At 36.5% G+C, this 11,141-nt stretch carries 15 protein-coding genes; 5 read left to right on the forward strand and 10 right to left on the reverse strand.

Features of this window, described 5'->3' with window-relative positions; genetic code table 11:
• Positions 1-373: 373 nt before the first annotated feature.
• Positions 374-646: a hypothetical protein gene (locus ACFSAH_RS07455; protein ID WP_379662086.1), complete on the forward strand. Its 273-nt coding sequence runs from the start codon at positions 374-376 to the stop codon at positions 644-646.
• 15 nt (positions 647-661) lie between these two features.
• Here the strand turns inward: ACFSAH_RS07455 and ACFSAH_RS07460 are convergent, their stop codons facing one another.
• The 5 genes from ACFSAH_RS07460 to ACFSAH_RS07480 all read right to left on the reverse strand — a co-directional run bounded on the left by ACFSAH_RS07460 (position 662) and on the right by ACFSAH_RS07480 (position 3,639).
• On the reverse strand, positions 662-1,447 hold the full coding sequence (locus ACFSAH_RS07460; RefSeq protein ID WP_379662087.1) for an amidohydrolase family protein: 786 nt from the start codon (positions 1,445-1,447) through the stop codon (positions 662-664).
• A gap of 86 nt (positions 1,448-1,533) precedes the next feature.
• Positions 1,534-1,821, reverse strand: a complete 288-nt coding sequence (locus ACFSAH_RS07465) for a hypothetical protein (protein WP_379662088.1) — start codon at positions 1,819-1,821, stop codon at positions 1,534-1,536.
• A 134-nt stretch (positions 1,822-1,955) separates the two neighbouring features.
• Positions 1,956-2,576, reverse strand: a complete 621-nt coding sequence (locus ACFSAH_RS07470; RefSeq protein ID WP_379662089.1) for a peroxiredoxin — start codon at positions 2,574-2,576, stop codon at positions 1,956-1,958.
• A gap of 10 nt (positions 2,577-2,586) precedes the next feature.
• Positions 2,587-3,030: a tetratricopeptide repeat protein gene (locus ACFSAH_RS07475; RefSeq protein ID WP_379662090.1), complete on the reverse strand. Its 444-nt coding sequence runs from the start codon at positions 3,028-3,030 to the stop codon at positions 2,587-2,589.
• A gap of 12 nt (positions 3,031-3,042) precedes the next feature.
• Positions 3,043-3,639 (reverse strand): superoxide dismutase, encoded by a 597-nt coding sequence (locus ACFSAH_RS07480; protein ID WP_379662091.1) that lies wholly within the window; start codon positions 3,637-3,639, stop codon positions 3,043-3,045.
• A 240-nt stretch (positions 3,640-3,879) separates the two neighbouring features.
• Here ACFSAH_RS07480 and ACFSAH_RS07485 point away from each other — a divergent pair, with 240 nt between their 5' ends.
• The 4 genes from ACFSAH_RS07485 to ACFSAH_RS07500 all read left to right on the forward strand — a co-directional run bounded on the left by ACFSAH_RS07485 (position 3,880) and on the right by ACFSAH_RS07500 (position 6,102).
• Positions 3,880-4,212 carry an ArsR/SmtB family transcription factor gene (locus ACFSAH_RS07485; RefSeq protein WP_379662092.1) on the forward strand — a complete coding sequence of 111 codons (333 nt, stop codon included), beginning with the start codon at positions 3,880-3,882 and terminating at the stop codon, positions 4,210-4,212.
• Between the two features lies 1 nt (position 4,213).
• Positions 4,214-4,672, forward strand: a complete 459-nt coding sequence (locus ACFSAH_RS07490) for an SRPBCC family protein (RefSeq protein ID WP_379662093.1) — start codon at positions 4,214-4,216, stop codon at positions 4,670-4,672.
• A 15-nt stretch (positions 4,673-4,687) separates the two neighbouring features.
• On the forward strand, positions 4,688-5,062 hold the full coding sequence (locus ACFSAH_RS07495) for a DoxX family protein (RefSeq protein WP_379662094.1): 375 nt from the start codon (positions 4,688-4,690) through the stop codon (positions 5,060-5,062).
• A gap of 146 nt (positions 5,063-5,208) precedes the next feature.
• Complete coding sequence (locus tag ACFSAH_RS07500) at positions 5,209-6,102, forward strand: polysaccharide deacetylase family protein (protein ID WP_379662095.1); 894 nt, start codon at positions 5,209-5,211, stop codon at positions 6,100-6,102.
• A gap of 91 nt (positions 6,103-6,193) precedes the next feature.
• On the opposite strand, the gene ACFSAH_RS07505 is transcribed toward ACFSAH_RS07500, so the two are convergent.
• The 5 genes from ACFSAH_RS07505 to ACFSAH_RS07525 form a co-directional block, all read right to left on the reverse strand.
• Positions 6,194-7,423, reverse strand: coding sequence for an exo-beta-N-acetylmuramidase NamZ family protein (locus ACFSAH_RS07505; RefSeq protein ID WP_379662096.1), 1,230 nt, complete (start codon positions 7,421-7,423; stop codon positions 6,194-6,196).
• Positions 7,424-7,871: 448 nt separating this feature from the next.
• The gene (map, locus tag ACFSAH_RS07510; RefSeq protein ID WP_379662097.1) at positions 7,872-8,636 is read right to left on the reverse strand and encodes a type I methionyl aminopeptidase; all 765 of its coding nucleotides are present in this window, start codon (positions 8,634-8,636) and stop codon (positions 7,872-7,874) included.
• Between the two features lie 17 nt (positions 8,637-8,653).
• Positions 8,654-8,944: a DUF3817 domain-containing protein gene (locus ACFSAH_RS07515; RefSeq protein ID WP_379662098.1), complete on the reverse strand. Its 291-nt coding sequence runs from the start codon at positions 8,942-8,944 to the stop codon at positions 8,654-8,656.
• Positions 8,945-8,981: 37 nt separating this feature from the next.
• The gene (locus ACFSAH_RS07520) at positions 8,982-10,346 is read right to left on the reverse strand and encodes an MATE family efflux transporter (RefSeq protein WP_379662099.1); all 1,365 of its coding nucleotides are present in this window, start codon (positions 10,344-10,346) and stop codon (positions 8,982-8,984) included.
• A 72-nt stretch (positions 10,347-10,418) separates the two neighbouring features.
• Positions 10,419-10,886 (reverse strand): DUF4442 domain-containing protein, encoded by a 468-nt coding sequence (locus tag ACFSAH_RS07525; RefSeq protein ID WP_379662100.1) that lies wholly within the window; start codon positions 10,884-10,886, stop codon positions 10,419-10,421.
• Positions 10,887-11,141 lie beyond the last annotated feature (255 nt).

Here is an 11,141-nt window from a genome sequence, read left to right on the forward strand (position 1 = left end):
ATATACTAATAATAGTATTGAACTAAAAATAAAGGAGTGATAAAGTAGTGGTTTTATAGAGTTCTACCTCTATGAACCCTCTATAAACCCTCTATTATCTCACTAAGAAATCTCTTTAAAAAAGCTTACAATAATAAATGTATAATGAATGAATAACGGGTGAATAAGCTATATTTAAATACTCAGGTATTTCCCCTCTTCCCTTTCTACCCTTCATAGGCGGGTTAAGGCCAAATTTAGGTAAACGGGGATTACTGTCTGGGCTTGATACATTTTAATAGTTAATGGTCCATGATCAATAGTCCATAGCTTGCAATAATATATGACAATCTATTGCTGAGTGCTTCTTTTGACCTTCTAAAATGAGCGTTAAGTGAAGGAGAGTACCGTAGATATCATCATCAACATCCCTTCTCTCATAATTCTGAGCGGAGTTGAAGAATTTGTAGTTTGGAGTAATAGATCATTAAAAATGGATATTTTATCCCGCCCGCTAGCACAGAGAAATTGGACCCAGTCCACACATAACGAGATCATGAATGCTTTCTGCATTAGCTTGATGCTTACGCAAAAAGCATTCGTGAGAGGGATAAATGGTGTTGATGCCAGATCTTATCCCCAATACATTTCTGGAAAAAACTCATAACACTTTTTTAGAGACCTATAAAACCTCTATCCCATTTTTGAATGTTTTTTCAACTGTAATTTCCGAGCCAGAACAGTTTAGTAATAAAAAATCAGCCGGAGCGTCTATTTCCAAACCTTTATAATTATCTAACCCCATAACCATGGCGGGCAATATAGAAGCCTTATCTATCGCTTCGGCCAGACTGCATATTCCTATATTAACAATATGCCGGATTCCCTCGAGTATATTTTGAGCAGAACCGGCCAAAGTATGCTCTTTTCCTTGTAAATGTAATAATCCCGCCTGCGTAAGTGTAACTGCACCGCCAACTTCGGCCTGATAGTTTCCCGGAGGTAATCCAGCCAACGCCACACTATCACTCACCAGTATCATTTTATCTCTTTTAACCTTGTTAAATACCCTAAGAACATTCTCAGGTAGGTGATGTCCGTCTGCAATAACCGTGGCCCATAAGCAATCTTCTGCCAATTGATCCCAAATATAATTGGGATGTCTTGGCAGCATCGTGTGAGATCCATTTCCTAAATGTGTACATAATGTAGCGCCGGCTTCTACCGCAGCCTTAATCTGATCTGACCTTGCTGAAGTATGGCCAATGGCAATTTTAACGCCAGCCCTTACCGCTTTTTCAATAAAACCAGGTGTTTCCTCATATTCCGGAGAGAGTGTAACTAACCGAATCAGACCTCTTGCAGCTTCCTGTAGTCTGCAAAACTCATCCCAATCCGGCTTCCTCACTTCGCCAGATTTATGTGCTCCTCTTGGCCCATCCATAGGTGAGATGTAGGGTCCTTCCAAATGAAATCCTCCGATGGATTTATTCCCTTCTAATATTTTAGAATGATCATGAAAAAGCTGACTCAGATTGTTTTCTGAATTGGTTATTAAAGTCGGAAAAAAGTGGTTACACCTACTTTATAAAACTCTGCAATTACACTGTCCCAGTCTTCAGAAACCATTCCGGGTTTATTAAAATCATACCCCTTATAGCCATTTACCTGCAAGTCTACAAAACCGGGAGCTAAAAGCCTTTCTGGTTTATCCTGAGTGTGATATGATTGAATAGCAGTAATCTTTTGTCTATCTACACTTATAGATATGGCCTCGCCTGTTTTATAATGCAGTGCGTTTAATTTCCATATCTCTGAATGGGGTAAGGTTATTTCTTCCATTTCATTATTTTACACACTCTAAAAACTGACAACCAACTCTTTAACATACTAATTTATCCATAAAAAATTCATCTGAACGAACCCGTTAAAAACAATTCCCATATCATTTGGGTTCGTTCAGATAATAAGTAAAATTAAACTTCAGTTTCTAAAACAGCTGTTAAAGTTTGTTCTCCGGGGCTCCACCCACACGCAGTTAACTCTCCCGTTTGTAAAGCCTGCAATACTCTCAAAACCTCGTCTGTATTTCTTCCAACATTCATGGGATATACACTTAACCATTGTATCTTCCCTTGCGGATCTACAATAAAGGTTGCTCTATAAGCCACTTTTTCATCATTATCCAACACCCCCATTTCTTCTGCCAACGACTTAGAAGTATCTGCTAACATAGGGATGGTTAAGTTTATCAAACCCGGATGTTGTTGTCTCCATCCTAAATGTACATATTCAGAATCAGTAGAAGCGCCTATAATCAACGTATTATGCTCTGCCAACTGTGATGCTATTTGGTTAAATTCAATAATCTCAGTGGGGCAAACAAACGTAAAATCTTTAGGCCACCAGAATAATACCAGCCATTTACCCTGTTCAGACGCATAGGTATGTTTAATCTCCACAATGTCAATTCCTTTACCGGAACCAACTACTGCTTTTTTTGAAAAATCAGGCAGCTTATCGCCTATGCTCAATGGTCCTTTCTGAACCGTTTGCGCATTTTCCTGATTAATTAGTTTTTTTAACGAATTGCACATGATATTTTATTTATTTTATTGACTCGGTTTTTGAAGCTTCCAGTTTCAGCTGTTCCAACAGCTGCATTTTCTCTTGTTTCTGTATATTGTTTTTATCAATAAAGTCGGTATAGGTCAATACCGCTCTTCGTTGAGCTGTATACAATTCATTTTTATTCAAATGCTCTTCTTCTTGCAAATGCAGCAGATAATATACAGCTCGTTTAAACATTCCTGTTGCTTTATCTAATTGCCCCAGCTCTTCATAAGTATAAGCCAGGTTATTACAGGATATGATATACATTTGCATGAAAGGTATTTTTAAGCGTAAGCAATTCTGCACATCCTCATTCAATTTTTCAACCAACTTTAAGGCTCTTTTATAATCTAATAGTGCTTTTTCATAATCTCCTCTATCAAAAAGCTGATTCGCAAGCAACGTTATTTCTTCCCAATGCTTTTCTTCATTATCCATACAAATACGCCTTTATTTCAAGTTTTGATTAGCAAAATCCCAGTTTACCAATTCCCAAAAACCTTCAATAAATTTGGGGCGCGCATTCCTGTAGTCTATATAATAGGCGTGCTCCCATACGTCTAACGTCAGAATAGGCTTCTTCCCTTCGGTTAATGGTGTATGAGCATCTTTTAAGGGTAAAATCTCTAACTTCTGTTGTTCATTTAAAGCCAGCCAGGTCCATCCGCAACCAAAAAGCTTAACGGCCGTGGTAGAAAACTGCTCTTTAAATGAGTCAAAATCTCCGAAATCACGGTTAATAAGCTCGCCTATTTTTCCATCCGGTTTTTTCCCTCCTTCAGGAGATAAACAATGCCAAAAAAAAGTATGGTTCCAGTGTTGCGCGGCATTATTAAATAATCCGGCATTGTTTTCATCAAAGCCTTTTTGAATAATTTGTTCGACACTGGCTTCTTCCAGGGCTGTATCTCTTACCAGTGCAGCCAGATTATTCACATAAGCGGCATGATGTTTACCATAATGGTAGTCAAAGGTTTCTGCTGTAATAATCGGGTTTAAGGCATTTTTTTCGTACGGTAATTCTGGTAGTGTTTGTGTTATTTTCATTATTCTTCGTTTTTTAAGTTCTTAAATCTGGTTGCCTAAATACATTGTAGGGTAATCTTTATGATTAAGATTATGCAAAGCTAACAAAGTTAGATTAATCTAACAATTAATATTATAAAAATCTAACATATGCATATTTTTCCTCTGTAGTACTCATTCTTTTCTTTCTAATCACTTATTTTTTTAAAAATTTGCGTAGTCATTTAACTACATTTATATTTGTAGCCAAATAGCTACATTATGAATTTAAGAAGAGATGTATTTCAGGCTATCGCCGATCCCACAAGAAGAGCAATTATCTTATTGATAGCTTCACAAGCCATGACCGCAGGGGCCATTGCTTCAAACTTTGAAACCGCAAGACCTACCATATCTAAGCACTTGCAAATACTAACCGAGTGTGAGTTATTACGAAAAGAGCCTAATGGAAGGGAAATCTATTATCATTTTAATGTTCATAAAATGAAAGAAGTGGCTGCTTTCATAGAGCCTTTCCGCAAAATGTGGGATGAGCGGTTTAATCAACTGGAAAGCGTTATGAAAGCATATATGAGTGAAAATAACCAACAATAATATGGAACCTAAAACACAAGTTATTGCCCGGGAAAATGAACAGGAAATATTCATTACCAGAGAATTCGATTTACCGGTTCAAATGCTGTTTAAAGCTTATACCGAGCCTGTGCTTATTGAGCAATGGATGGGCACCAGAGTAATTAAGATGGATTGCAGTCCACATGGCTTTTACCAGTTTGAAACCTCTAATGCCGAAGGAAAGGTTGTTTTTAGCGCTAATGGCACCATTCATCATATTATATCCAACGAAAAGATAATCCGCACATTTGAAATGGAAACTATGTCTTTTGGTGTGCAGCTTGAATTTCTTGAATTTGAGAGGCTCTCTGATAATACCTGCAGATTACAAATCCAATCCATATATAAATCTGTTGCCCTGAGAGACGAAAACCTAAAACTTCCCTTTGTTCAAGGTATTAATATGGCTCACAACAGACTTCAAAAAATATTTAATTAATCAAACAAATTTAAAATGGAAAAAACAAAACACACAACGTATTGGATTATTACAGGCTTGTTATGCCTTTCCTTATCCGGTGGTATAGGTCAATTATTACAGGTAAAAGAAGTTGTCGAAGGCTTTGCTCCTTTGGGTTACCCTACTTATTTTATTTCCATCATTGGCTTTTGGAAAATTATGGCCATCATTGCATTGCTTGTTCCTAAATTCCCTCTTTTAAAAGAATGGGCTTATGCAGGTATAGTTTTCGCTATGACAGGCGCTTCAATTTCTCACATTGTATCAGGTAGTGAACTGTTTCATATTATTGCTCCCTTAATCATTGTTATTTTAGCTGTTGTTTCATGGTATTTAAGACCAGCATCAAGAAAATTGTGTACTGCTTAACTTGCCCAGGTAACTCTGAGGTAATTTTCGGTCAAAAGCATAAGAAATGCAGCACTTAGCATAGTTTTGGCTATCAGAATATACTTTTACAGCAAAAGCTAAAACAATTCTACAATTTTATACTTTTGCTGTAAAGTAAATTATTTATGAAACTATATATTGCGCAACTCGGCCTGGCAACCGTTATGATGTTCTCTGCATGCAGTACTAACACCAACGCCAAACAAGAACATTCAGAAACAGCAAATACCTTAAACGAAGAGAAAGCAGAATCCTCATCTTCCACAAGTTCAGAGGCAAGCCCAAACACCAATCGTACTATTGCGGATGCAAAAACTGTTCTGGCAAAAAAACAAGTTCCTGTTTTATGCTATCACCAGATAAGAGACTGGCGTGAAACCGATTCTAAAACTGCCCGTGACTACATTATTCCGGTAGCTACATTTAAAGCTCAGATAAAAATGCTTAAAGACAGTGGTTATACGGCCATCCTTCCGGATCAATACTATAATTACCTGGCTTATGGAGATCAGCTTCCCCAAAAACCGGTAATGATTACTTTTGATGATACAGATCTTGACCAGTTAGAGGTGGGCGATAAAGTTCTCAAACAATATGGTTTTAAGGGAGCGTATTTTATGATGACCGTTGTGATTGGTAAACGTGGCAAAGTGAATTACATGAGTAGAGATGAAATTAAGCAAATAGCTAATGGAGGTAATGCTGTTGGTTTACATACTTACGACCATCCTAACGTTAAGAAAATAACCAGTGAAGACGAATGGAATAAACAAATTACTAAACCTAAAGCTCTTTTAGAAGAAATATCCGGCCAGCAGGTTGTTGATTTTGCTTATCCTTTTGGTTTATGGAATAAAGAAGCTATCAAAGCATTAAAAGCAAGAGGCTTGAGATCTGCATATATTCTTTCTACAACCCGTGACGAAGAGGATCCTTTATATACCATCAGAAGAATTATTGCCAGTGGCTACTGGAGTTCGAAAACATTGCACAGCAACATGGTTAACTCCTTTAAATAAAAGATGTTGTACCTAAGAATAAAGCCCAACCTGCTTCCTTAAACCGGAAAAGGTTGGGCTTTACTTTTATAACCTTTGATGTGCTATCCTGTTAAGGATAGATCAAATATTTCTTTCTCATTTCTTTATAAACGGATAAACCAGGCTCCCAGCTTTTTCTGATCTTCTCTTCGCTAACACCTGCTGCTATCTGTTTACGAAAATCGTATACCCCTGCCAGATAATCTATATTACCAATCTGTTTGCTTATTTTCTGATCAAAAAATGCAGCTTTATTAGGCGTGGCTTTATACAACTCAATCATCCATGAGATATTAATCTTCTTACTGTTAATAAGGGCTTGCAGGTCGTAATTTCTTAAATCCATGCCATAACATATTTCATTCATATATAGAGGGCTTTCGCTCATTCCCTTTTTACTTACCGGTGTATAATTAAATTTATACTTACCTTTTAAATAAGGGCTTCCCAAAATAGTGAAGGCGAAATCGGTTCCGCGCCCATGATTTAAACTGGTTCCTTCAAATAAACAAGTACTTGGATACAGCAGAATACTCTGTTCGGTATTCAGATTTGGTGATGGTTTAACGGGAAGCTTATACAGCATGTTATGGTTATAGTTTGCCACTTTTACAATCTTAAGCTTACACTTCATTTTATTAGGCAACCAACCTTCTCCGTTAATCATCTGTGCAAACTCCGCTATGGTTACCCCGTGAGCAATGGGAACAGGAAACTGCCCGATTCCTGATTTAAGCTTCATATCCAATATGGGCCCATCCACTAAATAACCATTTGGATTAGGACGATCCAATATTAATAGTTCTTTATTATTTTCAGCACAAGATTCCATCACATCACGCAACACATTTATATAAGTATAAAAACGACAGCCAACATCCTGTATATCAAACAAAAAAACATCTACATCTTCCAGATCCTTAGTACTTGGTTTTCTTTTGTTCCCATATAACGACACTATTTTCAGACCGGTCTGTTCGTCTACCTCATCTTTCACCCTGGCTCCATTACTGGCATTGCCTCTAAAACCATGTTCAGGACCAAATACTTTAACAATATTGATTTTTAAGTCCAACAAACTATCCACCAAATGTCGGTTTCCAATAATTGTAGTGGGGTTAGCCAGCACTGCCACACGTTTCCCTTTCAAATAATTTACATAAAGCTGCGTTTGGTCTGCTCCCGTTACAATAACATCATTACTGTAATGCAAAGATTTCGGCTCTTTTGCCCATAGTGTTTTTTGTAGCCCCAGTACAAAAAGTGCTAAAAATAGTTTTATAATAAATCTAAAGTTCATCTTGAATTGGAATTATACTATTATTACCTAGTAAATATAATAATTAAATGCATTATTATACAGGATATAAAAAGTAAAATGCATAAAAACGCATCATGTATTTTCAATACTGCAAAACATTGCAGAAAAATTGTATCAAAAAATAAAAGAATCTTATATTAATTAGTAGAATTTATCATCTTGAACTACCCAAATCAAGTTTGGGAAGTCCAAGATGACGAACGCAGTTTTTTGAGACAATCTTCCTCAAAGAACTGCAAAGCATTACTCATTAGCTTTTATAATTAATAAGCTATTCATGAATTCGTACCTCATTCCATAAACTATAAATAAAGTTACTAAAGCATAATCCACCTATAAAAGCTGGAAGCGTACTTAGCAATATATTGTCTTGTTTTACAAGCTATGGACTATAGACTATGGTCTATACTCAATATCAAGCCCTAACTTAATCCCACACTCCATTACCTAAAGTCAATATTTCCGGTTCACCATCCGTAACAATAATCGTATGCTCATGCTGTGCTACATAACCTCCTCTGTTACCCACCAGTGTCCAGCCATCCGCTAAAGTATCTGCAGCATCAGAATGGGTAGCAATAAAGGTTTCTATAGCAACCACAGAGTTTTTTCTGAACCTAGTTTGATTATATTTATCACAAAAGTTAGCTACCTCATGGGGTGCTTCATGCAAACTTCTTCCTATACCGTGTCCTGTTAAATTTCTGATAACCCTGAAACCGTTTTTTTTGGCTTCGGTTTCTATCAGTCGCCCAATTTCATTAACCTTTACTCCACCTTTAATTCTGGAAATTGCTTTTTTTAAAATATCGCGGGAAGTTGATAACAACTTATCATATCCGTTAACATCTTCGCCTATAACAAAAGAACATCCATTATCTGCCCAATAGTCATTCAGCTCAGCAGAAACATCTATATTGATCAAATCTCCGTTCTTTAAGATAGTTTTTTCAGACGGAATCCCGTGAGCAACCTCATGGTTAACACTAATACAGGTTTGCCCGGGAAAATCATAGGTTAATATAGGTGCCGACTTGGCGCCGCTTTTTTTAAAAAGCTCTGCTCCGTAATCGTCCAATTCTTTTGTAGAAATTCCCTCTCTGGCAAAAGCTTTCATACTTGCCAGTGTTTCAGCAACCACTCGTGCCGCTGCTTTTATTCCATCTAATTCTTCTTGATTTGTTATTTGCATCTATCTAATGTCGTTTATTACCACTTTGAAAACCACTTTTTATCTGCATAGAAAGTCCCAAACGGGATTAACGAAACGATAAAACCAATCAAAGCTTGTGTGATATTAATCCTTTTATTCAGTAAAAGTAAAAATAGCAAAATCACATACAAAATAAATAATATACCATGTACAGACCCCACAATAAAATTAGCGGTTCCCATTTTAAATACGTATTTAAAAATCATGGTAACAAAAATAGCCAGGTAAGACCAGCCTTCCCAATAAGCAATAAATCTAAAATTCTGTAATAATTTGTCTGTATTCATTTGTCTGTTTTTGTTTAAATTTCAGCTCAACAACCTATCAGTCAGTAAGTTCTTTCTGATATAGCTTAGTTAACATATTAAATCTTATAAATAATAATACACTCGCAATCAGTAAACCAATCGTCAGTCCAATCCATACTCCGTTAGCTCCCATTCCATACACAATACCAATAAGGTAACCTATAGGCAAACCAAATACCCAGTAAGCCGCAAAAGTAATGAGTGTAGGAATATTCACATCCCCCATTCCCCTCAATACTCCTAAGCCCACCACCTGTGTTCCATCAAACAATTGAAAAAATGCAGCAAATAACAACAAACCGGCAGCTATATGTACCACTTGTTCGTCAGTGGTAAACATTTGTGGTAAGTAACGGTTAAAGCATACAAATAACAACGCTGTAAAACTCATAAAAACCAATACTATATGATAACTGGCTATTGCTGATTTCCTGAGCTCTCCAAAATCTTTTTTTCCAAAATTATTACCTGATTTTATACCCGCAGCAGAAGAAATTCCGCTGGCCATCATATAAGTCATGGCTGCCAAATTAATAGCAACCTGATGCGAAGCCTGCTCTACTGCACCAATAGTACCTATTAAAATAGCCGCTCCGCTAAAAGCACTTACTTCAAAAGTATATTGCATGGCTGTAGGGAAACCTATTTTAAAAATCTTCCACATCCTTAGGCGATCTATAAAAGTAACTTTAAAATTGCGCAGGTATTCTTTAAAATACTTTGACTTAAAAACAAAAACAGCCATTACCACTGCCATCAAAGTCCTGTCTATTAAAGTACTGTAGCCTACACCTATTAATCCCATGGGTTTTATCCCAAAAAGTCCTTTTACAAAAGTAACCCCCAGAATAATGTTCAGCACATTTCCCCAAATAGAAACCTGCATAGCTTGTTTGGTAAAACCCAATCCCTCAGCAAATTGCTTAAAAGTCAAAAACACCATCAAAGGTAAAATAGAGATACCTATAACATGCAGATACGGTTTTGCCTGCTGAACAACTTCTTCGCTTTGTCCCAGATGTTCAATTAAAAACACCGATCCAAAGTAAATAAAAGCAAAAAGGGTTAACCCGGATATAACATTGAGCAGCAAACTATTAGATAGTAATTTCCCACATTCCAGTTTATTTCCCCGTCCGTTTTCCTGCGCTATCAAAGGAGTTAGTCCATAAGAAATACCTATACCTATGACCATGACCACCATAAAAACGCTATGCACCAGAGACGAAGCAGCCAGAGGAATGGTTCCTGCAAACTGTCCCACAATAATACTATCTGCTGTTTGTACCAGTGTATGCCCCAATTGCGAGATTACTACCGGAATGGCCAGTATTAAATTATCCTTATAATGTTGTTTATACTTTAAATAAATCTGTTTCATAAACCGTTATACCCCATAAACCTCCCCCACTACCAAAAAATGGTTTCAATATTATTTTATATAAAAAAGCTGCTAATTTTTGCGATCGGTATTTCTGACGTAAATCTCATTTTTTACAACAGCACATATCTCGCCATACTTGTTTTTAATCTCGATAGGAAAAGTCTTCACAAACTTTCCCACCGTATCCAGCTGTTCCTGCGCCTCCTTTATATCGTCATCCGTAAGCTGTATTCTAAAAAACAATGTTGTAGTACCTGGCTTTATATACTGGATATGCGCACTTTTAAGCCATGCAATGGTATTATAACCTTTTCTTTTAAAAATCTGGTCAAACAAGATCGCATAAAAAGGATCGCCTCCACAGAATATAGTCCCTCCGAAAATAGTGCCGTTATAGTTTTTATTCAGCACACTTTTATTGATTTTCACATCTACAGATGTAAAATCAGGAGCAAAGCGCTGCACCCATATTCTCTGAAAAAATAATGGAGGGTACATTCTTAAAGCCCATTTTAAAGTGCTGGCATTTACTTTCATAGTGATGCAAATTTCACAAAATAAGCTCGTAATCAGAATTTATACACTTATTATGAAAAAAATATTACAATAGAAATGGAACGTCTGCTTAAAAATTCATCTAAATAATTTATCATGATTCTTTTTGACTATGGCTATCAAGAATGCTCAGGCATTTTCTCTTGATAAAAAGGGAATAAAAAAACTAACAAATCCCTGAAAGTCTTTAAAGGACGTGGCTTGCCCATGAGGGGCGGAAAGATAAGAATGTAAATA

Source organism: Pseudopedobacter beijingensis, assembly GCF_042678145.1.
Classification (GTDB): domain Bacteria; phylum Bacteroidota; class Bacteroidia; order Sphingobacteriales; family Sphingobacteriaceae; genus Pseudopedobacter; species Pseudopedobacter beijingensis.

Bases quoted from the DNA above. Each gene is read 5' to 3' on its own strand.
- ACFSAH_RS07475 (WP_379662090.1), bottom strand. From the start codon at position 3,030: ATGGATAATGAAGAAAAGCATTGGGAAGAAATAACGTTGCTTGCGAAT.
- ACFSAH_RS07485 (WP_379662092.1), top strand. From the start codon at position 3,880: ATGAATTTAAGAAGAGATGTATTTCAGGCTATCGCCGATCCCACAAGA.
- map (WP_379662097.1), bottom strand. From the start codon at position 8,636: ATGCAAATAACAAATCAAGAAGAATTAGATGGAATAAAAGCAGCGGCA.
- ACFSAH_RS07490 (WP_379662093.1), top strand. From the start codon at position 4,214: ATGGAACCTAAAACACAAGTTATTGCCCGGGAAAATGAACAGGAAATA.
- ACFSAH_RS07505 (WP_379662096.1), bottom strand. From the start codon at position 7,423: ATGAACTTTAGATTTATTATAAAACTATTTTTAGCACTTTTTGTACTG.
- ACFSAH_RS07525 (WP_379662100.1), bottom strand. From the start codon at position 10,886: ATGAAAGTAAATGCCAGCACTTTAAAATGGGCTTTAAGAATGTACCCT.
- ACFSAH_RS07480 (WP_379662091.1), bottom strand. From the start codon at position 3,639: ATGAAAATAACACAAACACTACCAGAATTACCGTACGAAAAAAATGCC.
- ACFSAH_RS07495 (WP_379662094.1), top strand. From the start codon at position 4,688: ATGGAAAAAACAAAACACACAACGTATTGGATTATTACAGGCTTGTTA.
- ACFSAH_RS07500 (WP_379662095.1), top strand. From the start codon at position 5,209: ATGAAACTATATATTGCGCAACTCGGCCTGGCAACCGTTATGATGTTC.
- ACFSAH_RS07470 (WP_379662089.1), bottom strand. From the start codon at position 2,576: ATGTGCAATTCGTTAAAAAAACTAATTAATCAGGAAAATGCGCAAACG.
- ACFSAH_RS07465 (WP_379662088.1), bottom strand. From the start codon at position 1,821: ATGGAAGAAATAACCTTACCCCATTCAGAGATATGGAAATTAAACGCA.
- ACFSAH_RS07520 (WP_379662099.1), bottom strand. From the start codon at position 10,346: ATGAAACAGATTTATTTAAAGTATAAACAACATTATAAGGATAATTTA.
- ACFSAH_RS07515 (WP_379662098.1), bottom strand. From the start codon at position 8,944: ATGAATACAGACAAATTATTACAGAATTTTAGATTTATTGCTTATTGG.